This window comes from Pseudomonas fluorescens NCIMB 11764 (assembly GCF_000293885.2).
GTDB lineage: Bacteria > Pseudomonadota > Gammaproteobacteria > Pseudomonadales > Pseudomonadaceae > Aquipseudomonas > Aquipseudomonas fluorescens_B.
Window position 1 is genome coordinate 64,097 of the sequence record NZ_CP010945.1, and the last position, 25,735, is coordinate 89,831.

Annotated in this window: 23 protein-coding genes and 4 tRNA genes; 6 read left to right on the forward strand and 21 right to left on the reverse strand. The window is 59.2% G+C overall.

Translation table 11 applies throughout. The annotated features are described in order from the left end of the window. Window positions 1-121: 121 nt before the first annotated feature. From B723_RS00310 to rluD, 7 genes are all read right to left on the reverse strand, one after another. Window positions 122-198, reverse strand: a tRNA-Pro gene (locus B723_RS00310). A 95-nt stretch (window positions 199-293) separates the two neighbouring features. Beyond that, window positions 294-369: transfer RNA gene (locus B723_RS00315), tRNA-Lys, on the reverse strand. A gap of 5 nt (window positions 370-374) precedes the next feature. After that, window positions 375-451 (reverse strand) — tRNA-Pro (locus B723_RS00320). 9 nt (window positions 452-460) lie between these two features. Further along, window positions 461-536: transfer RNA gene (locus B723_RS00325), tRNA-Asn, on the reverse strand. A gap of 300 nt (window positions 537-836) precedes the next feature. Continuing rightward, window positions 837-3,401, reverse strand: a complete 2,565-nt coding sequence (gene clpB / locus B723_RS00330; protein ID WP_017340835.1) for an ATP-dependent chaperone ClpB — start codon at window positions 3,399-3,401, stop codon at window positions 837-839. 130 nt (window positions 3,402-3,531) lie between these two features. Further along, window positions 3,532-4,257: a peptidoglycan editing factor PgeF gene (pgeF, locus tag B723_RS00335; RefSeq protein ID WP_017340836.1), complete on the reverse strand. Its 726-nt coding sequence runs from the start codon at window positions 4,255-4,257 to the stop codon at window positions 3,532-3,534. Next, the gene (gene rluD, locus B723_RS00340) at window positions 4,254-5,216 is read right to left on the reverse strand and encodes a 23S rRNA pseudouridine(1911/1915/1917) synthase RluD (protein ID WP_017340837.1); all 963 of its coding nucleotides are present in this window, start codon (window positions 5,214-5,216) and stop codon (window positions 4,254-4,256) included. Before rluD ends, pgeF begins: the two co-directional genes overlap by 4 nt. A 151-nt stretch (window positions 5,217-5,367) precedes the next feature. On the opposite strand from rluD, the gene B723_RS00345 reads away from it, so the two are divergent. The 4 genes from B723_RS00345 (at window position 5,368) to B723_RS00360 (ending at window position 9,661) form a co-directional block, all read left to right on the forward strand. Further along, complete coding sequence (locus tag B723_RS00345; RefSeq protein ID WP_017340838.1) at window positions 5,368-6,390, forward strand: outer membrane protein assembly factor BamD; 1,023 nt, start codon at window positions 5,368-5,370, stop codon at window positions 6,388-6,390. A gap of 124 nt (window positions 6,391-6,514) precedes the next feature. Continuing rightward, the gene (locus B723_RS00350) at window positions 6,515-6,748 is read left to right on the forward strand and encodes a PP0621 family protein (RefSeq protein WP_017340839.1); all 234 of its coding nucleotides are present in this window, start codon (window positions 6,515-6,517) and stop codon (window positions 6,746-6,748) included. Beyond that, entirely contained in the window at window positions 6,738-8,327 is a 1,590-nt protein-coding gene (locus B723_RS00355; protein WP_017340840.1) for a sensor histidine kinase, read from the forward strand. The genes B723_RS00350 and B723_RS00355 overlap by 11 nt, the downstream gene beginning before the upstream one ends. Beyond that, the gene (locus tag B723_RS00360) at window positions 8,324-9,661 is read left to right on the forward strand and encodes a sigma-54-dependent transcriptional regulator (protein WP_017340841.1); all 1,338 of its coding nucleotides are present in this window, start codon (window positions 8,324-8,326) and stop codon (window positions 9,659-9,661) included. The genes B723_RS00355 and B723_RS00360 overlap by 4 nt, the downstream gene beginning before the upstream one ends. A 19-nt stretch (window positions 9,662-9,680) precedes the next feature. Here the strand turns inward: B723_RS00360 and thiO are convergent, their stop codons facing one another. Genes thiO through B723_RS00395 form a run of 7 tightly spaced genes read right to left on the reverse strand, consistent with a single transcriptional unit; the run spans window position 9,681 to window position 16,462 of the window. Continuing rightward, the gene (gene thiO / locus B723_RS00365) at window positions 9,681-10,781 is read right to left on the reverse strand and encodes a glycine oxidase ThiO (RefSeq protein ID WP_017340842.1); all 1,101 of its coding nucleotides are present in this window, start codon (window positions 10,779-10,781) and stop codon (window positions 9,681-9,683) included. Window positions 10,782-10,837: 56 nt separating this feature from the next. Then, window positions 10,838-11,236 carry a type IV pilin protein gene (locus B723_RS00370; RefSeq protein WP_017340843.1) on the reverse strand — a complete coding sequence of 133 codons (399 nt, stop codon included), beginning with the start codon at window positions 11,234-11,236 and terminating at the stop codon, window positions 10,838-10,840. Window positions 11,237-11,250: 14 nt separating this feature from the next. Beyond that, a complete protein-coding gene (locus B723_RS00375; RefSeq protein WP_031319127.1) occupies window positions 11,251-14,355 on the reverse strand; it encodes a pilus assembly protein in 3,105 nt (1,034 codons plus the stop codon). Further along, the gene (locus B723_RS00380; protein ID WP_017340845.1) at window positions 14,342-14,821 is read right to left on the reverse strand and encodes a pilus assembly PilX family protein; all 480 of its coding nucleotides are present in this window, start codon (window positions 14,819-14,821) and stop codon (window positions 14,342-14,344) included. The genes B723_RS00375 and B723_RS00380 overlap by 14 nt, the downstream gene beginning before the upstream one ends. Window positions 14,822-14,832: 11 nt before the next feature. After that, a complete protein-coding gene (locus tag B723_RS00385) occupies window positions 14,833-15,546 on the reverse strand; it encodes a PilW family protein (protein WP_017340846.1) in 714 nt (237 codons plus the stop codon). Continuing rightward, window positions 15,543-15,992: a type IV pilus modification protein PilV gene (gene pilV / locus B723_RS00390; protein WP_017340847.1), complete on the reverse strand. Its 450-nt coding sequence runs from the start codon at window positions 15,990-15,992 to the stop codon at window positions 15,543-15,545. Before pilV ends, B723_RS00385 begins: the two co-directional genes overlap by 4 nt. Further along, window positions 15,989-16,462 (reverse strand): GspH/FimT family pseudopilin, encoded by a 474-nt coding sequence (locus B723_RS00395; RefSeq protein ID WP_017340848.1) that lies wholly within the window; start codon window positions 16,460-16,462, stop codon window positions 15,989-15,991. Before B723_RS00395 ends, pilV begins: the two co-directional genes overlap by 4 nt. A gap of 131 nt (window positions 16,463-16,593) precedes the next feature. Between B723_RS00395 and B723_RS00400 the strand changes: the two genes are divergently transcribed. Further along, window positions 16,594-17,142, forward strand: coding sequence for a GspH/FimT family pseudopilin (locus tag B723_RS00400; protein WP_017340849.1), 549 nt, complete (start codon window positions 16,594-16,596; stop codon window positions 17,140-17,142). Here the strand turns inward: B723_RS00400 and ispH are convergent. From ispH to murJ, 6 genes are all read right to left on the reverse strand, one after another. Then, entirely contained in the window at window positions 17,119-18,066 is a 948-nt protein-coding gene (ispH, locus tag B723_RS00405; RefSeq protein ID WP_017340850.1) for a 4-hydroxy-3-methylbut-2-enyl diphosphate reductase, read from the reverse strand. The genes B723_RS00400 and ispH overlap by 24 nt on opposite strands. 76 nt (window positions 18,067-18,142) lie before the next feature. Continuing rightward, window positions 18,143-18,580, reverse strand: coding sequence for an FKBP-type peptidyl-prolyl cis-trans isomerase (fkpB, locus tag B723_RS00410; RefSeq protein WP_193393009.1), 438 nt, complete (start codon window positions 18,578-18,580; stop codon window positions 18,143-18,145). 7 nt (window positions 18,581-18,587) lie between these two features. Continuing rightward, window positions 18,588-19,100, reverse strand: a complete 513-nt coding sequence (lspA, locus tag B723_RS00415; RefSeq protein WP_017340852.1) for a signal peptidase II — start codon at window positions 19,098-19,100, stop codon at window positions 18,588-18,590. Then, window positions 19,093-21,924: an isoleucine--tRNA ligase gene (gene ileS, locus B723_RS00420; protein WP_017340853.1), complete on the reverse strand. Its 2,832-nt coding sequence runs from the start codon at window positions 21,922-21,924 to the stop codon at window positions 19,093-19,095. The genes lspA and ileS overlap by 8 nt, the downstream gene beginning before the upstream one ends. Beyond that, the gene (gene ribF, locus B723_RS00425) at window positions 21,925-22,881 is read right to left on the reverse strand and encodes a bifunctional riboflavin kinase/FAD synthetase (RefSeq protein WP_017340854.1); all 957 of its coding nucleotides are present in this window, start codon (window positions 22,879-22,881) and stop codon (window positions 21,925-21,927) included. 129 nt (window positions 22,882-23,010) lie between these two features. Further along, window positions 23,011-24,549 carry a murein biosynthesis integral membrane protein MurJ gene (gene murJ, locus B723_RS00430; protein WP_017340855.1) on the reverse strand — a complete coding sequence of 513 codons (1,539 nt, stop codon included), beginning with the start codon at window positions 24,547-24,549 and terminating at the stop codon, window positions 23,011-23,013. 252 nt (window positions 24,550-24,801) lie between these two features. On the opposite strand from murJ, the gene rpsT reads away from it, so the two are divergent. Further along, complete coding sequence (gene rpsT / locus B723_RS00435) at window positions 24,802-25,080, forward strand: 30S ribosomal protein S20 (RefSeq protein WP_008154937.1); 279 nt, start codon at window positions 24,802-24,804, stop codon at window positions 25,078-25,080. A gap of 185 nt (window positions 25,081-25,265) precedes the next feature. Here rpsT and B723_RS00440 read toward each other — a convergent pair whose 3' ends face one another. Then, window positions 25,266-25,730: a CreA family protein gene (locus B723_RS00440; protein ID WP_017340856.1), complete on the reverse strand. Its 465-nt coding sequence runs from the start codon at window positions 25,728-25,730 to the stop codon at window positions 25,266-25,268. Between the last annotated feature and the right edge of the window lie 5 nt (window positions 25,731-25,735).

A 25,735-nucleotide genomic window follows, 5' to 3' on the forward strand; every position in this document is an offset into this window, starting at 1 on the left:
GGGGGGCCGCGTTTGCGCCCCGACAGCTCGTTATCGGCTAGTTGTACGACGACTTGATAGGATTCGGCTTTTTCGAAGACAAAAAAAATCCCCGTATCTTTCGATACGAGGATTTTTAATATGGTCGGGGTAAGGGGATTCGAACTCCTGACATCCTGCTCCCAAAGCAGGCGCGCTACCGGACTGCGCTATACCCCGGTAAAAAAAAGGCACCTTTGAAAGGCGCCTTCTGCGAACAGAGCTTTTGGCGTCTGATCTTAAGATTCGATTCCAGCGCTAACTGGTTTCAAAAATGGTGGGTCGTGTGGGATTCGAACCTACGACCAATTGGTTAAAAGCCAACTGCTCTACCAACTGAGCTAACGACCCAAAAATGGTCGGGGTAAGGGGATTCGAACTCCTGACATCCTGCTCCCAAAGCAGGCGCGCTACCGGACTGCGCTATACCCCGGTTTGAAATTGGCTCCGTGACCAGGACTCGAACCTGGGACCCAATGATTAACAGTCATTTGCTCTACCGACTGAGCTATCACGGAACTACATATTTCAATTTACAACAGTGAAGCTTTACTGCGTTCTCTTCGACCCGTTCGCATCGCTGCGTTCGTGTGTCTGAGGCGCGCTATTCTACAATCTTAAGCACCTCTGTCAACCCCCTAAATTGCTTTCAAGTTAATGATTTGCAACTTATTTCAGATTCCTGCTTGGGGAGCGGGAACCCTTCAGGGCGACTTACTGCGGGGCGCACTTTACAAGCCTTTTCCTTTCAGTTCAACAACCTGACGAAAAAAAGGCCTCGCAATGCGAGGCCTCTTCAATTTTGTTGCCGGCGTGGATCAGGCGAAGACGATCTCGTCGTTTTCCACAACGCCTTTGGCGGTATCGCCGGGCATGAAACGACCCGACAGAATGAGCTGCGCCAGCGGGTTTTCGATCCAGCGCTGAATGGCTCGCTTGAGCGGCCGTGCGCCATACACCGGGTCGTAGCCAACCGCGATCAGCTTGTCCATGGCCTCAGGGCTGAGTTCCAGCTTCAGTTCCCGCTCAGTCAGGCGACTGCGCAGACGACTCAACTGGATCTCGGTAATGCCCGCGATCTGATCCCGTGCCAGTGGCTCGAAGATCACCACTTCGTCGACCCGGTTGATGAACTCCGGCCGGAAGTGCGTGGAAATCGCATCCATCACCGCTGCGCGCTGCGCCTCACGATCACCGACCAGTTCCTGGATCTGTACCGAGCCCAGGTTGGAGGTCATGACAATCACGGTGTTCTTGAAATCCACCGTGCGGCCATGGCTGTCCGTCAGGCGGCCATCTTCCAGCACTTGCAGCAGGATATTGAAGACGTCCGGGTGGGCCTTCTCGACCTCATCCAGCAGGATCACCGAATAAGGCTTGCGACGCACCGCCTCGGTCAGGTAACCGCCCTCTTCATAGCCCACGTAGCCTGGTGGCGCACCAATCAGTCGAGCCACGGAATGTTTCTCCATGAACTCGGACATGTCGATCCGCACCATCGCCTCTTCGGTATCAAAGAGGAACTCGGCCAACGCCTTGCACAGCTCGGTTTTACCGACACCGGTCGGGCCGAGGAACATGAACGAACCGCTTGGACGATTCGGGTCGGACAACCCGGCCCGCGAACGCCGCACCGCGTTGGATACTGCGATCACCGCTTCGTCCTGGCCGATCACACGCTGGTGCAACAGGCTTTCCATCTTCATCAGCTTGTCGCGCTCGCCTTCGAGCATTTTCGACACGGGGATGCCGGTCCACTTCGACACGACTTCGGCGATTTCTTCCTCGGTCACCTTGCTGCGCAGCAACTGGTTTTCGCTTTTGCCATGCTGGTCGACCATTTGCAGGCTGCGCTCCAGGTCCGGGATCACCCCGTATTGCAGCTCGGCCATGCGGTTCAGGTCGCCTTTACGGCGCGCAGCTTCCAGTTCCTGACGGGACTGTTCGATTTTCTGCTGGATCTGCGCAGAACCCTGAACCTCGGCTTTTTCCGAGTTCCAGATTTCTTCGAGGTCCGAATACTCACGCTCGAGACGAACGATTTCTTCCTGGAGTTTTTCCAGACGCTTGATCGCCGCTTCGTCGCTCTCTTTCTTCAGCGCCTGGGACTCCACCTTCAACTGAATCAGACGACGCTCCAGACGGTCCAGCACCTCCGGCTTGGAGTCGATCTCCATGCGAATGCGGCTGGCGGCTTCGTCGATCAGGTCGATCGCCTTGTCCGGCAACTGACGGTCGGTAATGTAGCGATGACTGAGCTTGGCCGCGGCGATGATCGCGCCGTCGGTAATCGCCACTTTATGGTGAACTTCATAGCGTTCTTTGAGGCCACGCAGAATGGCGATGGTGTCTTCTTCGCTCGGCTCATCCACCAACACTTTCTGGAAGCGCCGCTCGAGGGCCGCGTCCTTCTCTATATATTGGCGGTATTCATTGAGCGTGGTTGCGCCGACGCAGTGCAATTCACCACGGGCCAATGCAGGCTTGAGCATGTTGCCCGCATCCATTGAGCCTTCGCCTTTACCGGCGCCGACCATGGTGTGCAGTTCGTCGATGAACAGAATGATCTGCCCTTCCTGCTTCGACAGTTCGTTGAGCAGGGATTTCAGGCGTTCTTCGAACTCGCCACGGTACTTGGCACCGGCAATCAGTGCGCCCATATCGAGGGAAAGCAGGCGCTTGCCTTTCAGGCCGTCCGGCACTTCGCCGTTGATGATCCGCTGGGCCAGGCCTTCGGCGATGGCGGTTTTACCCACGCCAGGTTCACCGATCAATACCGGGTTGTTTTTGGTGCGGCGTTGCAGCACCTGAATGGTCCGGCGAATTTCGTCGTCACGGCCGATCACCGGATCGAGCTTGCCTTCTTCGGCGCGCTTGGTCAGGTCGACGGTGTATTTATCCAGCGCCTGACGCGACTCCTCGTGGTTGGCGTCGTTGACCGCCTCACCGCCGCGCAGGTTGTTGATCGCGTTCTCCAGGGCTTTCTTGCTCACACCCTGGCCGAGCAACAATTTGCCGAGCTTGCTGTTCTCGTCCATGGCGGCGAGCAACACCAACTCACTGGAAATAAATTGATCGCCCTTCTGCTGGGCCAGGCGATCGGCCTGGTTGAGCAGGCGCGCCAGATCCTGCGACATGTTGACGTCGCCGGTGGGGTTCTGGATTTTTGGCAGCTGATCGAGCTGTTTGGTCAGCTCTTTGCGCAGGCTGTTGACGTCGAAACCGACCTGCATCAGCAGGGGCTTGATCGAGCCGCCCTGCTGCTCAAGCATGGCTTGCATCAAGTGCGCCGGTTCAATGCCGGGATGGTCAAGACCGACGGCCAGCGATTGGGCGTCGGATAGAGCTAACTGTAATTTGCTGGTTAAACGATCGATACGCATGGGTCACCTTCCTTTTGAGCAGGCCGGACCTATAAAACATCCTGAATGAAGAAACCTGCCAGATACCGTTATAGATGCGGTCGATTCTGGGAGTTTCAAGCGTCGTACAGTTGATGTAGATCAGAGAAGTCTAGCGTTCCAGCCAGACAAGGGAGGCAAACCGACCAGTGCGTGGACTGCGGCGGTAAGAAAAGAAGCGCGGATCGGTCACGGAGCAGAAACCGCCGCCATAAACAGCGGTAACGCCGCGAACAGCCAGACGCAAGCGCGCCAGTTCGTAGATATCGGCCATGAACTTGCCGGCATTTGCACTGGGCACAAAGGCTTTGGCGGTTTCAGGCAGTTGCTCGACGAAGGTTTCGCGCACTTCCGGGCCGACTTCAAAGGCTTGAGGACCAATGGCCGGACCGAGCCAGACGAGCACTTCTTCCGACGGCACGGCCAGCGTGTCGAGCGTCGCTTCGAGCACACCCGCCGCCAGCCCGCGCCAACCGGCATGGGCGGCTGCGACACGAGTGCCGGCACGGTCGCAGAACAATGCTGGCAGGCAATCCGCCGTCATCGCCGCGCAGGCAATGCCGGGCGTCGCCGTCCAGCTGGCATCGGCAGTTGCCACAACGCCTGGGTCCGCGTGAGCGACGACAATGCCGTGAACCTGCTTCAACCAGGCCGGCTGGATAGAGAAATGATCGGTGAGGCGACGGCGATTCTCGGCAACAGCGTCGGGGCTGTCGTCGACGTGATCGCCGAGGTTGAGGCTGTCGAACGGCGCCAGACTGACGCCGCCCGCACGGGTGGTCACACAGGCTTTCACCCCGGCAGGCGCAGGCCAGTCGGGAATCAGCCAGTCACTCATCCGATGAACGCCTCGCGGTCTTGCTTGAGCAGGGTCAGCAACCAGACGAAGTCGTCCGGCAGTGGCGATTCCCAGCTCATGCGTACACCAGTGGTCGGGTGATCCAGCTCCAGGAACCGCGCATGCAGCGCCTGGCGTGGGAACGTCTTCAAGGAATCGACCATGGTCTGGCTGGCGGCTGGCGGGATTCGGAAACGACCGCCGTAGGCAGGATCTCCGACCAACGGGAAGTTGATGTAGGACATGTGCACCCGAATCTGGTGCGTACGACCGGTTTCCAGCTTCACCCGCACGTGAGTGTGGGAGCGGAAACGCTCGAGCACGCGGTAATGGCTGACGGCTTGCTTGCCACCTTCCATCACGGCCATGCGCTGGCGTTGCTGGCCGTGACGGCCAATCGGCGCATTGATCTTGCCGCCGGCAGTCACCACTCCGATCACGATGCACTCGTAGATCCGGCTGACGCTGCGGCTCTGCAACTGTGTAACCAGCTGCGTCTGCGCCTGAATGGTCTTGGCCACCACCATCAGACCGGTGGTGTCCTTGTCCAGGCGATGCACGATACCGGCGCGGGGCACATTGACGATGTCCGGCACGTGGTGCAGCAAGGCGTTGAGCAAGGTGCCGTCAGCGTGGCCGGCGGCAGGATGCACCACCAGGCCCGCAGGCTTGTTGATCACGAGGATGTCGTCATCTTCATAGACGATGTCCAGCTCGATGTCCTGAGCGATCCATTCGCCCTGAGCTTCCTGCTCGGCAGTCAGCTCAAGAATGGCGCCACCGTGAACGATGTCTCGCGGGCGGATTACCGCCCCATCCACAGTCAGGCGGCCGTCTTTGATCCAGGCGGAAAGGCGCGAGCGCGAGTGCTCAGCGAATAATTGTGCGGCGACTTGATCGAGGCGTTGGCCGCCCAATTCGGACGGCACCTCTGCGCGAAGTTCAATTTTATCGGACATGCTCGGACTAGGCGTCGGCACAGCCTTTGGTTTCGGCTGCGCGCTTGTGGTTAAATACGGCGTCTTTTGCCCCGAGGCTATTCAACGGGGCGCTCATCATAACAGGACGGCCCCGCCCAAGACAGCGGCCGTCATAGGGACGCAAGCCGCCATGCAAGTGAAACACCTGCTGCTGATCGCCATCCTCGCATTGACCGCTGCTTGCTCATCGAAGGAAGTCGTAGACGAAAACCTGAGCGAAGTCGAGCTGTACCAGCAGGCACAGCGCGATCTGGACAACAATAGCTACACCGCCGCCACAGCCAAGCTGAAGGCGCTGGAGTCGCGTTATCCGTTCGGTCGCTACGCCGATCAGGCTCAACTCGAGCTCATCTACGCCAACTATAAGAACACCGAGCCTGAGGCTGCGAAGTCTGCCGCCGAGCGTTTCATTCGTTTGCACCCACAGCATCCGAACGTGGATTACGCCTATTACCTCAAGGGTCTGACCTCTTTCGACCAGGACGTCGGCCTGCTGTCGCGTTTCCTGCCGCTGGACATGACCAAGCGTGACCCGGGCGCTGCGCGTGACTCCTACAACGAGTTCGCCCAGCTGACCAGCCGCTTCCCGAACAGCCGCTACTCGCCGGACGCCAAGCAGCGCATGATTTACCTGCGCAACCTGCTGGCAGCCTACGAGATTCACGTCGCCGACTACTACCTGACCCGTCAGGCCTATGTCGCTGCCGCGAACCGTGGCCGTTACGTCGTGGAAAACTTCCAGGAAACCCCATCGGTCGGTGACGGCCTGGCGATCATGACCGAAGCCTACCAGCGTCTGCACCTGGACGACCTGGCGGCCACCAGCCTCGAAACACTCAAGCTCAACTACCCGAACCATCCAACCCTGGTGGACGGTCAGTTCGTGCCGACGGTAGATGAAGCCGACAACCGTTCGTGGCTGAGCAAGGCCACCCTGGGCCTGATCGAGTCCCGTCCACCGCTGCCGCCGGGCGAAACCCGCGCCAACCAGGACGTACAGAAGCAATTCCAGGACGCCAAGGACGCGATTCCTAACGATCTCAAGCCTAAAGATGAAAATGGCGACGTGATCGAAGAAGAGGAACACGAGTCCGAAGCCAACAACAGCGACCGCTCGTGGTTCAGCTACATGACCTTCGGCATGTTCGACTGACACACCGGGTTGTGCAAAAAGGGAGACGCTTGAGTCTCCCTTTTTATTTCCGCGATTTATTACGCTGTGCGCCCGTCATGTCCTTGGCTAAACTGCAGAATCACTCGTCATAAAGCAGCTCACCATGCTTCGTCTATTGTTCTGGATCGCCCTGATTGCCGTTGCGGTATGGTTCTGGCGCAAGTTCAAGGCTCAACCCTCTGTGCCCAAGTCCTCTGCCGAACTGGAAGCAGCGCCCATGGTCCGCTGCGCCCAGTGTGGCGTCCACCTGCCTCGCGACCGCGCGCTGAGCCTTCAACAACAATGGTATTGCAGCCAGGCTCACCTTGAGCAAGGCCCAAGCACCCGTGATCGCTGAGACGTCCAGTCCCGGCAGCAAACAGGCCCAGCGACTGCTGCGCCTTTATCATCTCTACCGTTTAAGTGTCGGCATCACCCTGGTGCTGCTGATCTCCAGCAACCTCGACAACCAGTTGCTGACCTATTCCAATGACGACCTGTTGCGCAGTGGCAGCTGGTTGTATCTGGTCCTGAACATTCTGCTGGTGGTCTTCCTTGAGAACACCCGCCGTCCGGCACAACTGTTCAGCCTGGCGCTGATCGATGTCCTGCTGCTGTGCGGCCTGTTCTATGCCGCCGGTGGTGTCGCCAGCGCCATTGGCAACCTGCTGATCGTCTCGGTGGCCATCAGCAATGCCTTGTTGCGAAGTCGTATCGGCCTGCTGATTGCCGCCGTCGGCGCACTCGGCATCGTCGGGCTGAGTTTTCTGCTGAGCTTCAGCCATCCCGCCACCCCTAACGATTACCTGCAAGTCGGTACGCTCGGTGCGCTGTGTTTTGCCGCGGCATTGCTGGTGCAAGGGCTGATCCAGCGGGTGGAAGTCAGCGAAACCCTCGCCGAGCAACGGGCCAGTGAAGTCGTGGGCCTGGAAGCCCTCAATGCGTTGATCCTGCAGCGCATGCGCACCGGCATCCTGGTGCTCGACGAACAGCGGCGAGTGCAACTGGCCAATCACAGCGCCCAGGCCCTGCTGGGCCGGGACAACCTCGAAGGCCGAAGGATCGATGACTGCTCACCCGCTCTCGTCGAGCGCCTGCAACTGTGGCGGAATAACCCGACGCTGCGCCCCCAAAGCCTGAAAATCACCAGCAGCGGCCTGGAACTGCAACCGAGCTTCATTGCGCTGGACCAAAGCCCGCACCACCAGACCCTGGTGTTTCTCGAAGACCTCGCGCAAATCGCCCAACAGGCTCAACAACTGAAACTCGCCGCCCTTGGCCGCCTGACTGCCGGTATCGCCCACGAAATACGCAATCCGCTGGGCGCCATTAGTCATGCCGCCCAGCTATTGCGGGAATCCGAGGAACTGAACGGCGCGGACCGACGTCTGACCCAGATTATTCAAGATCACTCTCAGCGTATGAATCGGGTTATCGAAAACGTCCTGCAACTGTCCCGCCGCCAACAAGCCGCGCCGCAACGGCTCGATCTGAAGCCGTGGCTGGAACAATTCGTTGCAGAAAGTCGCGAAGGCGCGCTCGACCGCCAAAAAATTCATCTGCATATCGGCTCGGGCGACTTCAAAACACTGATGGACCCGAACCAGTTGACCCAGATTCTCGACAACCTGCTGCGCAATGCCTGGCGCCACAGCGCTCAAACCCATGATCAGGCGCAGGTCTGGCTTGATCTGTTCATCGACCCCGACACCCAGTTGCCCATCATCGAAGTGTTGGACGATGGCGCCGGTGTGGCGCCGGATCAGCAAGTGCATCTGTTCGAACCGTTTTTCACCACCAGCGCCCAAGGCACAGGTCTGGGGCTTTATCTGTCCCGTGAACTGTGCGAAAGCAACCAGGCCCGCCTAGACTTCAAGCCACGCCAAGGCGGCGGCTGCTTTCGCATCACCTTTGCTCACGGACGGAAACAGAGTTGAACACCAGCCCCCAGCAAAAAGTCCTGATCGTCGACGACGAACCGGATATCCGCGAACTCCTGGAAATCACCCTGGGACGAATGAAACTCGACACGTTCAGCGCCCGCAACCTTGGCGAAGCCCAGACCTTGTTGAAGCGTGAAACATTCGATCTGTGCCTGACCGACATGCGTCTTCCGGACGGCACCGGCCTTGAGCTGGTGCAACACATTCAGCAACGCTATCCCCAACTGCCGGTTGCCATGATCACCGCTTATGGCAACCTGGAAACGGCGATCAACGCGCTCAAGGCTGGTGCTTTCGACTTCCTGACCAAACCGGTGGACCTCGCCTGCCTGCGCGAACTGGTCACCAGTGCACTGCGTATGCCCGCGCCAGGCGCCACCGTCGATCGTCGTTTGCTGGGCGACTCGTTGCCCATGCGCAATTTGCGTAAACAGATCGACAAGCTGGCCCGCAGTCAGGCGCCGGTGTACATCAGCGGCGAGTCCGGCAGCGGCAAGGAGTTGGTCGCCCGGCTGATCCATGAACAAGGGTCACGCGCCAACCAGCCGTTTATCCCGGTGAACTGCGGGGCAATCCCGTCGGAGCTGATGGAGAGCGAATTTTTCGGGCATCGCAAAGGCAGCTTCAGCGGCGCCATCGAAGACAAACCCGGACTGTTCCAGGCAGCCCATGGCGGCACGCTGTTCCTCGACGAAGTGGCTGATTTGCCGCTGGCGATGCAAGTCAAACTGTTGCGGGCGATTCAGGAAAAAGCCGTTCGCAGCGTGGGCGGGCAACAGGAAACCGTGGTCGATGTGCGCATCCTCTGCGCCACTCACAAAGACCTCGCCGCCGAAGTCGCCGCTGAACGCTTTCGCCAGGATTTGTACTACCGGCTCAACGTCATCGAACTACGTGTTCCGCCCTTGCGCGAACGCCGCGACGACATTGAATCGTTGGCCAGCCATGTTCTCATGCGTCTGGCAGCCCGCGCCGGCGAGCCCGCCACGAAACTCCAACCGCAAGCCCTTGAAGCGCTGAAAAACTATCGTTTTCCGGGCAACGTGCGCGAGCTGGAGAACATGCTCGAACGGGCTCACACTTTGTGCGAAAACAAGCAGATCGAAGCCAGCGACCTGCGACTGGCCGAAGGCAACTGCACCGCAGACAGTGGGGTGCAGGACCTGACGCAGATCGACAATCTGGAGGTCTATCTGGATAACGTCGAACGCAAGCTCATCCTCCAGGCCCTGGAGGAAACCCGCTGGAACCGCACGGCGGCGGCTCAGCGGTTGAATTTGTCGTTTCGGTCGATGCGTTACAGGCTGAAGAAATTCGGGTTGGATTGAGCGATCTTTTGATCTGCTGTCAGATCCGCCCGGCTGGCGCATACGGCGCCGGATCAATGATCGGCGCCCTGCCCAGCATCACATCCACAAACAACTGGCACGACGCCGGCGCCAGCACCAGCCCGTTGCGGTAATGCCCGCAGTTGAGCCATAACCCATCGAACCCCGGCACCCGGCCGATGTAGGGAATCCCCTCCGGCGAACCCGGTCGCAGCCCGGCCCAGTGCCCGACCACCTCCGCCTCCGCCAGCGCTGGAATCAGCTCCACCGCAGAAGCCTTCAGGCTCTCCAGCGCAGACGCGGTCGGTGTCTTGTCGAAGCCTTCATGCTCCAGCGTACTGCCAATCAGAATGTGGCCATCCCGGCGAGGAATCGCGTAACGCCCCTTGGCCAACACCATGCTCGGCAGGAAGTCCGCCGCGCACTTGTACAGAATCATCTGCCCTTTCACAGGCTCGACCGGCAGCTCCAGCCCCAGGCTTTTGAGCAAATCACCACTCCAGGCGCCAGCCGTCAGCACCACTTGATCACCGTGGATGGCCCCCGTCGAAGTCTGCACGCCGACGACGTGATCGCCTTCACGAATAAACCCGCTGACCTCGCACTGCTCGTGAATCGTCACGTTCGGCAGCGCCAGCAAAGCAGCCTTGAGGGATTTCACCAGCCGCGGATTGCGCACATTGGCCACGTCGGCCATGTAGATCGCCCGAGAGAAACCGGCGCCCAGTACCGGCACGGCATCGTGCGCCGCCGAGATATCCACAGCCCGCAGCGGACGGTTTTCCCGCTCGGCCCAGGCCAGCGCCTCGGCCTCATCATCCAGATCCAGCCAGTACAGACCGGTGGTGTGAACCTCGGGATCAACCCCGGTCGCGGCAAACAGCCGCTCGCCCAGCTGTGGATAAAAATCCTGGGACCAATGGGCCAGCGCGGTGACCGCCGGACTGTAGCGCCATGGGTAAAGCGGGGAAACGATGCCTCCGCCCGCCCAGGACGATTCCTGACCGACATTCGAACGGTCCAGTAGCACAACGCTCTGCACTTCGGACGCGAGATTGAACGCCGTCATCAAGCCAATCACACCGCCGCCGACAATCACCACTTGCTGTTGCATGGTCATGTTCCGATCCAAACCTTAAGTAGACAGAGGGCACAAAAGGCGCCCGAAAAAGAAACTCAGCGTCCCCAGCAATCCTTGGTGGTCAGCCCGGTCTTTGCTCCGACCATGCTTCTGACACCGGTGTTGGTGATAGTGAAGTCGCCACACTTGTCAGTGGCCATGCTGCCGGCCTTGCGTGTCGCGGTCAGCAGGAAGGTCTGGTCGGTCAGGGTCGGGGTGATCGTGTAATAGTCATTGCCGGTGCTCAGGCCGGTGGCACCGGTGTAGACATTACTCTTCGAGTAAAACCGTTCGAGAATTTGCGCCTGCTCGGAGAGCAGACCCGCCACTTCAGCCCGACGCCCCTTTTTCACGTATTCGGTGAGGCTCGGGTAGCCAATGGTGATGACGATCCCGATGATCGCAATCACGATCATGATTTCGATCAGGGTAAAACCTCGGTTGGATCTGCGCATGCCTCAACTCTCACTTACTGAATTTGTCGCCACATGATGCGACGGCTGCCGCCGCCGCCCTTCTCGGTCAGCTTGGTCACCGTGGAACCGGTATCGGTCACGATCTTGCCGGTTCCACCGTTGGTAATGGCGCTCAAGAACGGCATCCCTCCAGTGAAAATCACCCCACTGGATATCGTGTCCGCGCTGTCGACTACCCCGTCGTTGTTAGTATCGAGCACCGCGTAATTGAGCATCTTACCGCTGAACGCATCCAGTTCGACCAGTTTGCCGGTGCCGAAACTGGCACAAGGATCCGTGGTGTCGACGTTGGCTGTGGTAAATACGATTCGCCCCAACACCAGGGACGCCTGGCTGATCACCCGCTCACCGGTCAGTACGTTGTTGTAGACCAGTGGCAGGTACCAGCCCTTCTCCGCCGGATAGGTCACTTCGTTCTGGCTGGTGGTGATGAATTGCCCCGAGCTCCCCGAGAACACGCCAGTCACCGATTGGGCCTGCAAACTGGAGGTGGTGATCTGCCCGGAACCGCCGTCCGCGTCCCACACCGCATAGAACGCCTGCAGATCCTTGCTTGTCTTGTCGGCAGTCTCGTTGAACTTGCCGGTGCCGAAAAACACCACTTTGCCGCCCAGTGAATTGTCCGCCAGTAACGGCTGCGCAGTGATGGGCTGGGTGGCGCCGCCCGCTGCCGTGAACAAAGGCTTGCCGGAAAACGCTACGCCCCAGGTATCCGTGCTGGTGCCGCTTAAATCAAATTTCCACAGCCTTCCTTTCAGATCGCCACCATAGGCGGCTTGCACCACATTCTGCGAGTTGACCTTGAGCTTCACCGACGACAAGCCGTTGGTAGTCTCCGTACTGTCGACCACGATTTTCTTGATCAGCGACCCATCAAAGACATCCACCACGTACAACGCTGCCACGCCCGAGTTGCTGCCATAGCCGTTGGAGATGAACGCTGCCCACCGCCCATTCGACAAGCGTGCCACTTCGGGACGGGCGTAGGCATAACCCAGATCATTGAAAACGTTCGTCGGGTTTGCAGTCGCGGGAGCACTGATTTCCCACAACGCCTTGATCACGTTACTGGGCGACGCGTCGAACAACTGCAGCGCGTAAAAAGTCTTGCCACCCGCCCCGGTCCCGCCGAGCGCCAGGGTTTTCCAGGCGCTGTTAAGTTGTGCATCGAATACGCCGACCTGACCGTCGACCAGAAACTTGTGGCTGACGCCGTTGATATAAGCGGTATCGGCGATATAGCGCAGCGATGGCAAGACACTGGAAGGCATGTAGGCATAGCGCCTCGCGCCGTTACCTGAGTTGATGACGCTGACAAACCCGTCGTTGGCATTGACCACCAGACTGGAGTTCATGCTGGTGGCTTTGGTCGCCAGATAGGTGCTGTAGCTGGTGTCGCTCACCAGATCCGATGCGGTTTTATCCGTCGGCGAGGCCAGCACCAGAGGCGAGTTGATGATATCGCCGAGCAGCACACTGCGCACTTTCAAGCCGGTTTTGTTGGTGCCCTTGCTCCACTCCACCAGGTCGCTGCCGGTGATGTCGGTGGGCAGTCCTTGACTCAACACCGTCCGCTGCGCCGGAGCGAAGCTGGTGTAAGCCAGGGGGACGGGAGCATTACTCACGGTGTTCCACGACTGGTAAACAGGCGCCGTTGCACCGGGTACGATGGCCGTGTCAGTGGTCCAGAGCACCGAGGCGGTATTGACCGCGCCACTGGCAGTGAACCCATAGGATTTGATGGTGCCGCGCCAGTCCTTCGGGTCGTAGCTGGTCTGGTAGTAAGCGGAACCGACCCCGACGATTGAGCTGCTGGTGGTGCCGCTCCCACCTGAACCGGCCTTAGTCGTGATGTCGCTCAGGGCGGATGCCAGCGCGGCGTTGAGGCCGACGCTGTCTGTTGCCTGATAATACTTGCCCTGCCCGTATCTGGCGGCGTCCGACAACATCTGATTCGCAGCAGTGAAGCCTACGGTGTAGGTGTTCATGTTCTGTGTGGGGAAATCTGTGGCGTTCCAGTTCTTGCCGGCGGCGTCGGTACCGGTGTTACGCATATCGATGTCGAAGGCGAATTTGGCAATGTCGTCCAGGTACAACGTATCACCCTCGCCATCACCGGAGAGGTTGTCGCCATCGTTCGCCCTGATGCCGTCCCAGTTCGGCAAACGGCTGCCACCCAGCGGGTCGTTGGTCGGGAAGGTCCGGTCGAACGTAGGCAAGCCATCGGTGACCACCACGCCGTAGTTTTTCTGGCAGCGATACTGGATCGGGCTGGTGTAAGTGGTAGGTGTCGAGTTGTAGTAGGGCGCCATGCCGCGCATGTACCGCGTGATCTCGTAATAGGTTTCGGCCAATGGGGTATTGGCGATTGCACTCAAGCCCGTGATCGATGAAATCAGGGCCTCGAAGTTATCGTCCGCTTTATCTTGGGTAATGCTGCCAACGGGAGACAAATCACTGACTGCGCGGGCAATAAAACCACCAGGGCCGGAGTTAGAGCTCGTAGGCGGATTAAACGTCGACAGGCCGATACGCAGCGCGCGATTACTGGTGACGAGTTTTTTGGACACCTCCTTCGCGACATTCATCCGGTAATCGTTGGGGATCGCTCCGGTGGTGTAATCCCGGTTTGCACCATTGGCCTGTGTTACCAGATAAGAGAGGTAATTAGCCGTGTAACGGGTGTTTTCATTGCCCACCGGGTCAGGCAACTTAAGACAAATCGATGACAGCCCCAAAAAACCCCTATAAAAACCGTACCAATTGCCGTTGGTCGAACAACCGCCGCGATACAGGCTCGACAGAGCGATATTGGTATCGTCCATGTCCAGGCTCTGACCAGTGAAACATGAGGAGTTGGAGCTGCAATTCGCAATTGGCGCTTGATTGGCTGCGGGATTGAAATCCGGTGCCCAAATGATGTTGTTCATGCTTCCCGAATCGTCGATCAGCAGCATCACGTTTGGCGGGACCGCAGCAGCGCTCAGCAGGGGCGAGTCCGAGGGCGTAAACGCGTACGCAGGGGCTGACAGGTACAGGCCCAATGCAACGCCAGAAAGCAAACGCCAGATCCCGGAACACCTATCAGTACTTGGCATAGATGCTCTCCACCACACTGCGAACGTTATTGCCGACGATGGCCACTGCCGTGACCCGATAAAGCGTCGCAGAGGTGTTGCTCGGTACATTCACCGCGTTCAACGTGGTGCCGATGTTCTGCACCCCGTAGAAACCGTTGGCGGCGGCGATCCAGGTGACCCCCGAAGTGGAATTGAGACCGGCAGCCGTGATGGTCGATGACTCGGCGGGCGGCAAACATTGATTGCCGCTGCAAACCGGCAACGTATAAGTACTCAGTTGCACCGCACTTTCACCGATGCGCAACGCAGCTTCGGCGATCTGGAACGACTGATTGCGCAGGGTCACGCTGGTGGCCATTTTTTCCTGGAGGGTGGCGTTCTGCATCGATGAAATGCCGATCAGGGTCAGCAACAGTAGGAACACCAGGCTGACCAGCAACGCCATGCCGCGCTGGGTGTGAGAGGTCACGGAAGAGAAATTCATCGGCCCTCCCCTCATGGCAGGCGGTTGCGCAATGCTGCAACCGCGTTGAAGGTTTGCTCGCGAACGCGACTGTCCGGATCTCTCAGCGTCAGTGTCAGGCGCACGCTACGGATTCGCGCAGGGTCGGATGGGTTGGGGCTGTAACTGGAAGCGGCGGTATCGGTGGCCGACGCAGCGAGACCGAAGCTCACGTCGAATTTGCTGACATTGTCGATAAGTACCGCCTGAGCCGGCGTCCCGATGCCAGTGCCCATCGTCAATTGCCCGTTCTTGAGGCTGTAGATCAGCCGCCGAATCGGAAACGCCAGCTGTCCCGTCGCAGGAGACTGCACATTGGAATAAGCCGTCGCCGTGTTTCGGCAATCGGAAACCACCGTCCAGGTCGGCGTGCCGCCGCCTGCTCCCACATCGGCCGTCACCAGGGTCAGCTTGAGCGTGGCATTGTCCCAACTGATCGGCGCTACCTGGCTGAGATAAAAACTTCCCCCCGCGCTGGCATCGGTAATCGTCCCCAGGCAACCAAACATCCCCACCATGCGGATTTCCTGAATCATCTTGCTCAGCACGAAACGCGCATCTTCCTGTATGTTCGCCGCCGCGTTCTGACTGACGTAGGTGTTCTTGGCGGCGATAAAAACCTGCGCCACGCCGAGTACCACGACCAGGCTCAACGCCAGGGCGATCAGCATTTCGATCAGGCCGAAACCTCTGTTGAGCCGGTTCATGGCGTCGACACCGGATCGACCGCGGCACGACTGGTCAGCACAAAGCTGCGGCGGGAATTGGCGGTGTTGGCTGCCCGGGAGTCGTCCCAGGTGATGGTGATGGTGTACACGCGCTGATTGAGCGTGACGCTGCCCGTGGCGGTGCTGCCGAGGAAATTGACGATGTTGGAGGTGAAGTCGTACAGGTCCTGATCCCGCGCGACACTCAGGTTGCCCGACGTCGGCGGCGTGACGGTGTAATCGGCGCCGGAGTTGGCGCGGATGCGGTCCATCATGTCGTAGGCGATGAAACTGGCCTGGCTGGTCATCCGCGAGCTGTCGGTGTACTTCAGCGCATTGAGCTGAAACGCCGCCGCCCCCAACAGGCCCACGCTCAGAATCAACAACGCCACCAGCACCTCGATCAGCGTCATGCCCTCCTGTGCACGCTTGCTCCATCCCCTCATCCGCAACTTCCACCCAATAGAATTCGTCCGTTCAAACACACATTCAGCGTCCTGCTTTGCGCCCCCAGTACATAGCTGATCACCACCGTCGTGGACGGTGCCGACAGCCCCCCCAGATTGTTGAAATCGATGGCGGTCACTCCTGAGGTTAGTGTCAGAGTCGCGCCGCTGCTCATCGCTGGAACAACCCGCAATACATTGGCCGGCGTGCCAGTACTGTCGTAGACCGCCAGTTCCCCGGTCCAGACGCTACCGCCGGCCGTTGGCCGCACCCGGGTAGTAATGCCGCGGTCGATGGCTTCGAGTCGGGCGAAATTCAAAGCTCGCTGCAGATCGCCGATCTCGGTGTCTGCCTTGGTGCCTTGCACCGAACGGGTAAACGCCGGCACCGCCAGGGTAATCAGGATCAGAAAGACCGCGAGCGCGACCAGCAACTCGATCAGCGTGAAACCTTTTGTACGATGCCCCATCGGTGCCCTCCGTTGCCGTCGGCTATACCTGCTGTTACACGCTAGAACATTCGACCGATAGATGTTCGGTTGTTTTGCCATTACTCGCGCAAGGATTGCGCGGGCCACCGCATTCCAGGGAGGGAGATTTCATGCGCCAGCAGGGTTTCAGTCTGGTTGAACTGCTCATGGGACTGATGATTGTCGGAATTGTTCTACATTTGGTCAGTCCGGCGTTCGCAGCGCTTACGGAATCGAACCATCGAGAAGCAGCAGCGCAGTCGTTGATCAACGGTATACGCAATGCCAGAACCCTCGCTATCTCGCGCAATCAGAGCGTTGTGATTCACGGCATCAACGGCGATTGGGGTCAGGGCTGGCGAATCATTCTCGACATCAGTGGAAAAGGGTCGGAGGATCGCAGCAACCCGGTTGTGGTCGAGCACGCGAGCGGCACCGGGGTGCCGATTGTCGGCAATTGGTGGGTCAGGCGATACATACGTTTCAGCAGTCTGGGTGAGCCGCTGATGCCCAAAAAAGCTTTTCAAGCCGGAACGTTGCACCTTTGCGATGCTCGTGCGCCGGTGAGCCAGCTTCAGGTGGTGCTGGCCGCAACCGGTCGAGTCAGCCTGCGCAGCGATAAGACGGCACAGGCATTGTGCGAGAAAGGAGAAAAATCAAAGCAGCGAACGAACGCGTAACTCTTTAGGCATGGAGAACGTGATGTTCTCCTCACGACCGGCCAGCTCATCGGCACTGGTAGCGCCCCAGGCCTGCAGTTGCTGAATCACGCCACGCACCAGCACTTCCGGAGCGGAAGCGCCCGCGGTGATGCCGATACGCTCGACACCATCGAACCAGCTTTTTTGCAGGTCTTCGGCACCGTCGATCAAGTAGGCCGGGGTGGCCATGCGCTCGGCCAGCTCACGCAGGCGATTGGAGTTGGAGCTGTTCGGGCTGCCGACCACCAACACCACATCGCATTCGTCAGCCAGTTGCTTGACTGCATCCTGGCGGTTTTGCGTCGCGTAGCAGATGTCGTCCTTGCGCGGACCACCGATCGCCGGAAAGCGCGTACGCAGGGCGTCGATGACGCGGCTGGTATCGTCCATGGACAGGGTAGTCTGGGTGACGAACGCCAGTTTTTCGGGGTTGTGAACCTGCAACGCGGCAACGTCTTTTTCGTCCTCGACCAGATAGATCGCGCCACCATTGCTGCCATCGTACTGGCCCATGGTGCCTTCGACTTCCGGGTGACCGGCGTGGCCGATCAGAATGCATTCACGGCCATCGCGGCTGTAACGCGCGACTTCGATGTGCACCTTGGTCACCAGCGGGCACGTCGCGTCGAACACTTTGAGGCCACGGCCGGCAGCTTCGGTGCGTACAGCCTGGGAAACGCCGTGGGCACTGAAGATCACGATGACGTCGTCAGGCACCTGATCCAGTTCCTCGACGAAGATCGCGCCGCGAGCACGCAGGTCTTCAACGACGAATTTGTTGTGTACCACTTCGTGGCGCACATAGATCGGCGGCCCGAAGACTTCCAGGGCGCGGTTGACGATTTCGATCGCCCGGTCCACTCCGGCGCAGAAGCCACGGGGGTTGGCGAGTTTGATTTGCATGCTGTGCCTCGTGTCTTGCGCGCAAGAAAATTAAATCATTGCAGGAACCGGCTTGCCGGCTCCCACAGAAAAGCTTCTACAGCGATTTGACGCTGATGATCTCGACGTCAAAGGTCAATGTCTTGCCAGCCAGCGGATGGTTGAAGTCGATGGTCACTTGCTCGTCATCGAACTCTTTCACAACGCCAGGCAGCTCAGTATTGGCCGCATCGTTGAAGATCACCAGCAAACCCGGTGACAGTTCCATGTCCTTGAACTGCGAGCGCGGGATGATCTGTACGTTTTGCGGGTTCGGCTGACCAAAAGCGTTTTCCGGCTGAATCGTCAGCGTACGCTTGTCGCCCGCCTTGAAGCCGAACAGGGCCGCTTCGAAACCTGGCAACAGGTTACCGTCGCCGACCTTGAAGGTCGCCGGGGCTTTGTCGAAGGTGCTGTCGACGGTGTCGCCGTTCTCCAGGCGCAGTGCAAAGTGCAAGGTGACTTCCGTGTTCTGGCGGATGCGTTGCTCAGCCAATACCTGTTCAGTCATGAACGGCTTCTCCGGTTTTCTTGGATTTGAACATGTCCAGCGCCAGCATCACCGCACCCACAGTAATCGCACTGTCGGCAAAGTTGAACGCCGGGAAGTACCAGCGGTTCTGCCAATGCACCAGAATGAAATCGATCACATGGCCCAGGGCAATGCGGTCATACAGATTGCCCAGCGCGCCACCGAGTACCAGGGCCAGCGCAATGGCCAGCCACGTTTCGTTGCGCCCCAGACGTTTGAGCCACACCACCAGCACCGCACTGACCACGACCGCGATCAGGGCAAACAGCCAGCGCTGCCAGCCCGAGCTGTCGGCCAGGAAGCTGAACGCCGCGCCGGTGTTATAGGCCAGGGTCCAGCTGAAGTAATCGGGGATCACCACGATCTGCTGATACATCTTCAGCGAGCCTTCAAAGTAGAACTTGCTGGCCTGGTCGATGACCAGGACCAGCAAACTCAACCAGAGCCAGCCCAGCCGTCCGAAACGGCCAATGGCATTAGGCATAGTGACGAACCTCGCCTGCGCCGCTGATGTTGTCGACGCAACGACCGCAGATTTCCGGGTGCTCCGGATTCACGCCGACGTCTTCACGGCAGTGCCAGCAACGGGCGCACTTGGCGAAGGCCGACTTGACGATTTTCAGCTTCAGGCCGCTGACTTCGGTGACTACCGCGTCCGCTGGTGCCTGAACAAAAGGTGCAACGCTGGCGGTCGAGGTGATCAGCACGAAGCGCAGTTCGTTGCTCAGCTTGGCCAGGTCGGCGCTCAGCGCGTCTTCGGCAAACAGCGTCACTTCGGCTTGCAGGTTGCCACCGACGGCCTTGGCCGCGCGCTGGATTTCCATTTCCTTGTTCACAGCGACCTTCACCGCCATGATCCGCTCCCAGTAGGCGCGGCCCAGCTCAACGTTTTCCGGCAGTTCGGTCAGGCCTTCGTACCAGGTGTTGAGCATCACCGATTCGTTGCGCTCGCCCGGCAGGTATTCCCACAGTTCGTCGGCGGTGAACGCGAGGATCGGCGCGATCCAGCGCACCAGCGCTTCGGAGATGTGGTACAGCGCGGTTTGCGCCGAACGGCGGGCCTTGCTGTTGGCGCCAGTGGTGTACTGACGGTCCTTGATGATATCGAGGTAGAAACCGCCCAGCTCCTGCACGCAGAAGTTGTGGATCTTGGAGTAGACGTTCCAGAAGCGGTATTCGCCGTAGTGCTCTTGCAGCTCGCGTTGCAGCAGCAGCGTGCGGTCCACGGCCCAACGGTCCAGCGCGAGCATTTCTTCGGCCGGCAGGATGTCGGTGGCCGGGTTGAAACCGGTCAGGTTGGAGAGCAGGAACCGCGCGGTGTTACGGATCCGCCGGTAGGCGTCCGCACTGCGTTGCAGGATCTGCTCGGACACCGCCATTTCACCCGAGTAATCGGTAGAAGCGACCCACAGACGCATGATGTCGGCACCCAGGGTGTCGTTGACCTTTTGCGGCGCGATCACGTTGCCCAGCGATTTGGACATTTTACGACCGGACTCATCCACGGTGAAACCGTGGGTCAGCAGCTCGCGGTACGGCGCGTGGTTGTCGATGGCGCAACCGGTCAGCAGCGACGAGTGGAACCAGCCGCGGTGCTGGTCCGAACCCTCCAGGTACAGGTCGGCACGTGGGCCGGTCTCGTGGCCCATCGGGTGCGAACCGCGCAGGACGTGCCAATGCGTGGTACCCGAATCGAACCAGACGTCCAGGGTGTCGCTGATCTTGTCGTACTGCGGCGCTTCGTCACCGAGCAACTCGGCCGCGTCCATCTTGAACCAGGCTTCGATGCCTTCGACTTCGACGCGCTTGGCGACTTCTTCCATCAGCTCGGCGGTACGCGGGTGCAGTTCGCCGCTTTCCTTGTTCAGGAAGAACGGGATCGGCACGCCCCAGTTGCGCTGACGGGAGATGCACCAGTCCGGACGGTTGGCGATCATCGAGTGCAGGCGCGCCTGGCCCCAGGCTGGAACGAACTTGGTGTCTTCGATGGCTTTGATCGCCCGCTTGCGCAGGGTTTCGCCGGTCGCAGGCTCTTTGTCCATGCCGATGAACCACTGCGCGGTGGCGCGATAGATCAACGGAGTCTTGTGACGCCAGCAGTGCATGTAGCTGTGTTCGATGATGGTGGTGTGCAGCAGCGCACCGACTTCGGTCAGTTTGTCGACGATGGCCGGGTTGGCTTTCCAGATGAACTGGCCGCCGAAGAACTCCAGCGACGGTACGTAAACGCCGTTGCTTTGAACCGGATTGATGATGTCATCGTTGACCATGCCATATTTCTTGCAGGTCACGAAGTCGTCTACACCGTAGGCCGGCGAGGAGTGAACCACGCCGGTGCCGGCGCCCAGTTCAACGTAGTCGGCCAGGTAAACCGGCGACAGGCGATCGTAGAACGGGTGACGGAAGTTGATCAGTTCCAGTTCTTTACCGGTGGTGGTCGCGATGACCGAGCCTTCCAGGCTGTAACGGGCCAGGCAGGATTCGACCAGCTCTTCAGCCAACACCAGCAGTTTGTCGCCGACATCGACCAGGGCGTAGTTGAATTCCGGGTGAACGTTCAGCGCCTGGTTGGCCGGGATGGTCCACGGGGTGGTGGTCCAGATCACGATCGAAGCCGGTTTGGCCAGGGACGACAGACCGAAAGCGGCAGCCAGTTTGGCTTCATCGGCAATCGGGAACGCCACGTCGATGGTCGAGGACTTCTTGTTCTCGTACTCGACTTCCGCTTCAGCCAGGGCCGAACCGCAGTCAAAGCACCAGTTCACAGGCTTGAGGCCCTTGAACACGAAACCGCCCTTGACGATTTCGGCGAGCGCGCGGATTTCACCGGCCTCGTTCTTGAAATCCATGGTCTTGTACGGGTTGGCGAAGTCGCCCAACACGCCCAGGCGGATGAACTCGGACTTCTGGCCTTCGATCTGCTCGGTGGCGTAGGCACGGCACAGTTCGCGGGTCTTGTCCGCGCCCAGGTTCTTGCCGTGGGTCACTTCGACTTTGTGCTCGATCGGCAGGCCGTGGCAATCCCAGCCCGGAACATAAGGCGCGTCGAAACCCGACAGGGTCTTCGAGCGAATGATCATGTCCTTGAGGATCTTGTTCAGCGCATGACCGATGTGAATCGTGCCGTTGGCGTACGGAGGACCGTCGTGAAGTACGAACTTCGGACGATCCTTGCCAATTTCGCGCAACTTACCGTACAGGCCAATGCTGTCCCAGCGCTGCAGAATCTGCGGTTCGCGCTGAGGCAGGCCGGCCTTCATTGGGAAGGCGGTGTCCGGAAGGTTTAGCGTGGCTTTATAGTCGGTCATTTATGGCTCTTCATTAGCGATTGGCGCTAGGTGCGACAGGGCACGGGCGGCGGCGACATCCGCATTGATCGCCGTCTTAAGCGCCTCCAGAGAGGCGAAACGCTGCTCTTCACGCAGCTTTTGGTGGAAAACCACCGTCAAACGCCGGTCATACAGATCGCCGGCAAAATCTAAAAGATGGACTTCGAGGTGGGCCTTGCCATCCCCTTGGACCGTTGGCCGCACGCCGATATTGGCGACGCCTGGCCAGGTCTTGCCGTCGATGTCGATGTCGATGTCGACCAGGTAAACCCCGGACAACGGCACACGACGACGCTTGAGTTGAATGTTGGCGGTGGGCGTACCCAGTTGGCGCGCCAGCTTCTGGCCGTGCAACACGCGCCCGGTAATCTGGAACGGACGACCGAGCAGGCGTTCGGCCAAGGCAAAATCTGCAGCGGCCAGGGCATTTCGCACCTGCGTGCTGCTGACGCGAATACCCTCCAGCTCAACGGTTTGCGCCGCTTCGACAGTGAAGCCTTGCATGACGCCGGCCTGTTGCAGGAAATCGAAATCCCCTACCCGGTCACAGCCGAAGCGGAAGTCGTCACCGACCTCAAGGTGCTGGACGCCGAGGCCGTCCACCAGAATGGTATCGACGAACTCGCTGGCACTGAGCTTGCTCAGGCGCTGGTTGAAGGCCAGGCACAGAACCCGGTCGACACCTTCGGCAGCCAGCAGCTGCAGTTTGTCTCGCAGACGGGCCAGACGGGCCGGTGCCGTATCCGGGGCGAAAAACTCCCGCGGCTGCGGCTCGAAAATCACCACGCAGCTGGGTACGCTCAACTCGAGCGCTCGCTCACGCAGCCTCGCCAGGATAGCCTGGTGGCCACGGTGAACACCGTCAAAGTTGCCAATAGTGGCGACACAGCCCCGATGCTGGGGGCGCAGGTTGTGGAGGCCTCGAACCAGCTGCATAACGCGCTTCTTGCTCATAAAGTGGTCGATTATAACCACACCCGGCGGCCGACGACAGGCAACACCGTAACCCAAAGTGATCGAGCCGACAAAACCGCCGCCCCGCCCGTGTTTATCGAGGCCGAAGCCTCAGCTCAACGCCTTGCGATTGAAGTCGCGCAAACGGAAGCCCATCAACAGCAACATGCCGAAATACGAGACCACGCCAGCCCCTACCAGAGCGCCCAGCCGCAGGAATCGCTCAAGCATGTGGCCCTGATCCCAGGCCGGCATAAAGTGCATTCCGGCCAGCAACACCGCAGACATCACCGCAACCGCGACCACCAGTTTGCCGCCAAACTTCGCCCAGCCTGGTTGCGGCTGATACATCTGCTGCTTGCGCAGTTGATAGAACAGCAGCCCGGCGTTGATGCAGGCACCAGCGCTGATCGCCAGCGCCAGACCGGCGTGGGCCAGCGGGCCGATCAGCACCAGGTTGAACAACTGCGTGACGATCAACGTGAAAATCGCGATTTTCACCGGGGTACGGATGTTTTGTTGCGCATAAAAGCCGGGCGCCAGCACTTTGATCACAATAATTCCGAGCAAACCGACCGAATAGGCGATCAGCGCCCGCTGGGTCATGGAGGCATCAAACGCGCTGAACTGGCCGTACTGGAACAGTGAAACCGTCAGCGGCTCGGCCAGAATCCCCAGCGCCAGCGAGCACGGCAACACCAGCATGAAGCACAGGCGCAGGCCCCAATCGAGAATCCGCGAATACTCGGCGCGGTCCTTGCTGGCATAGGTCTTGGCCAGGGTCGGCAGCAGAATCGTGCCCAACGCCACGCCCAGGACCCCGGATGGCAATTCCATCAAGCGGTCGGCGTAATACATCCAGGACACGGAACCAGCAACCAGGAACGAGGCAAAAATGGTGTTGATGATCAGTGAAATCTGACTCACCGAAACGCCGAGAATCGCCGGCAGCATTTGTTTCATGACCCGCCAGACGCCGCTGTCGCGCAGGTTCAGACGCGGCAGCACCAGCATGCCGATTTTTTTCAGGTGCGGCAGTTGGTAAAGCAATTGTGCCAGGCCACCTGCCAGGACCGCCCAGCCCAGGGCCATGACCGGTGGATCGAAGTACGGCGTCAGGAATACCGAAAAGATGATCATGCTGACGTTGAGCAAGGTCGGCACGAAGGCCGGCACCGAGAAGCGGTTATAGGTGTTGAGAATCGCCCCGGCCAACGAAGACAGGGAGATCAGCAATATATAAGGAAAGGTCACCCGCAACAGGTTGGCGGTCAGCTCGAATTTTTCCGGGGTGTCGGTAAAACCTGGCGCGGTCGCCCAGATTACCCATGGCGCCGCGAGCATGCCCAATGCAGTGACCAGGGCGAGCACCAGCGTCAGCAGACCGGAGACGTAGGCAACAAAAGTGCGCGTCGCCTCCTCGCCCTTCTGGTTTTTATATTCGGCAAGAATTGGCACGAACGCTTGGGAAAAAGCCCCTTCGGCGAAGATCCGGCGCAGCAGATTGGGCAGTTTGAAGGCGATGAAGAAGGCGTCCGTCGCCATCCCCGCGCCAAATGTACGCGCAATGAGGGTGTCACGGACGAACCCCAGAATCCGGGAAAGCATCGTGATAGAGCTGACGGCGGCCAACGATTTGAGCAGATTCATTGAAAGAGTTTGTGCCTGTCGATAAACAGCAGGCGAACAACGCGCCCACTTATGCGATACTCCGCGCCGCAGCAGCACAGAGCCAAAGCTCGCGAGTTTACAGGTCAAGCGCCGGAAATAAATATCCCGCCTCTTTATACCTACCACTTAGCGGAACGTCTCAACCGCCCTTGACAAGACATCAACTCATCGGCATGATTCGCGGCCTATTTTGTTTGCTATTTCCTAAAAAGTCTTTCGAGGAGCTCGACGGTGGCCAACACACCTTCCGCCAAAAAACGTGCAAAACAGGCTGAGAAGCGTCGCAGCCACAACGCCAGCCTGCGTTCCATGGTTCGTACCTACATCAAGAATGTAGTTAAAGCCATCGACGCAAAAGACGCTGAAAAAGCTCAAGCTGCTTACGTTCTGGCCGTGCCAGTTATCGACCGTATGGCCGATAAAGGCATCATCCACAAGAACAAGGCTGCTCGTCATAAGAGCCGCCTGAACGGTCACGTCAAGGCTCTGAACCTTGCTGTTGCCGCATAAGCGATAAGCTTGTTGAAAAACCGACCCCAGGGTCGGTTTTTTATTGCCTGTGATTTGGCAAACACAGGACAAAAAAATGTGGGAGCGAGCCTGCTCGCGATGAGTGACTAACATTCAACATCTCTGCTGAATGAAAGTCCGCTATCGCGAGCAGGCTCGCCCCCACAATTTGGATCTTCGCTAGCTTATTGAGCGTGCGTCCACGGCAGAATCGGAATCGCCGTCACCGCATTCTGAGGGCTGCCCTCGATCAAGCGATCGCTGTAGACCAGGTACACCAGCGTATTGCGCTTCTTGTCGAGGAACCGCACCACCTGCATGGTCTTGAACACCAGCGAGGTGCGCTCCTTGAACACCTCTTCACCATCCTTCAACTCGCCCTTGAAGTTGATCGGACCCACCTGACGACAGGCGATAGACGCTTCAGCGCGATCCTCAGCCAGGCCCAGACCACCCTTCACGCCCCCCGTCTTGGCACGCGACAGGTAGCACGTCACGCCCTCCACCTTCGGATCGTCAAATGCCTCGACCACGATGCGGTCATTCGGGCCGACGAACTTGAACACCGTCGACACCTGGCCAATCTCCTCGGCCGAGGCCAGCAGCGGCATTACCAACAGCAGACCCAACAATCCTTTTGTCACGCGCATTCAGG

Coding starts and splice junctions, on each gene's coding strand:
- pilV (WP_017340847.1), bottom strand. CDS start 15,992: ATGAGGGGATGGAGCAAGCGTGCACAGGAGGGCATGACGCTGATCGAG.
- B723_RS00345 (WP_017340838.1), top strand. CDS start 5,368: ATGCAAGTGAAACACCTGCTGCTGATCGCCATCCTCGCATTGACCGCT.
- B723_RS00350 (WP_017340839.1), top strand. CDS start 6,515: ATGCTTCGTCTATTGTTCTGGATCGCCCTGATTGCCGTTGCGGTATGG.
- B723_RS00370 (WP_017340843.1), bottom strand. CDS start 11,236: ATGCGCAGATCCAACCGAGGTTTTACCCTGATCGAAATCATGATCGTG.
- B723_RS00375 (WP_031319127.1), bottom strand. CDS start 14,355: ATGCCAAGTACTGATAGGTGTTCCGGGATCTGGCGTTTGCTTTCTGGC.
- rluD (WP_017340837.1), bottom strand. CDS start 5,216: ATGTCCGATAAAATTGAACTTCGCGCAGAGGTGCCGTCCGAATTGGGC.
- ileS (WP_017340853.1), bottom strand. CDS start 21,924: ATGACCGACTATAAAGCCACGCTAAACCTTCCGGACACCGCCTTCCCA.
- ispH (WP_017340850.1), bottom strand. CDS start 18,066: ATGCAAATCAAACTCGCCAACCCCCGTGGCTTCTGCGCCGGAGTGGAC.
- B723_RS00395 (WP_017340848.1), bottom strand. CDS start 16,462: ATGGGGCATCGTACAAAAGGTTTCACGCTGATCGAGTTGCTGGTCGCG.
- lspA (WP_017340852.1), bottom strand. CDS start 19,100: ATGCCTAATGCCATTGGCCGTTTCGGACGGCTGGGCTGGCTCTGGTTG.
- thiO (WP_017340842.1), bottom strand. CDS start 10,781: ATGACCATGCAACAGCAAGTGGTGATTGTCGGCGGCGGTGTGATTGGC.
- B723_RS00440 (WP_017340856.1), bottom strand. CDS start 25,730: ATGCGCGTGACAAAAGGATTGTTGGGTCTGCTGTTGGTAATGCCGCTG.
- B723_RS00385 (WP_017340846.1), bottom strand. CDS start 15,546: ATGAACCGGCTCAACAGAGGTTTCGGCCTGATCGAAATGCTGATCGCC.
- B723_RS00380 (WP_017340845.1), bottom strand. CDS start 14,821: ATGAATTTCTCTTCCGTGACCTCTCACACCCAGCGCGGCATGGCGTTG.
- B723_RS00400 (WP_017340849.1), top strand. CDS start 16,594: ATGCGCCAGCAGGGTTTCAGTCTGGTTGAACTGCTCATGGGACTGATG.
- ribF (WP_017340854.1), bottom strand. CDS start 22,881: ATGCAGCTGGTTCGAGGCCTCCACAACCTGCGCCCCCAGCATCGGGGC.
- pgeF (WP_017340836.1), bottom strand. CDS start 4,257: ATGAGTGACTGGCTGATTCCCGACTGGCCTGCGCCTGCCGGGGTGAAA.
- clpB (WP_017340835.1), bottom strand. CDS start 3,401: ATGCGTATCGATCGTTTAACCAGCAAATTACAGTTAGCTCTATCCGAC.
- murJ (WP_017340855.1), bottom strand. CDS start 24,549: ATGAATCTGCTCAAATCGTTGGCCGCCGTCAGCTCTATCACGATGCTT.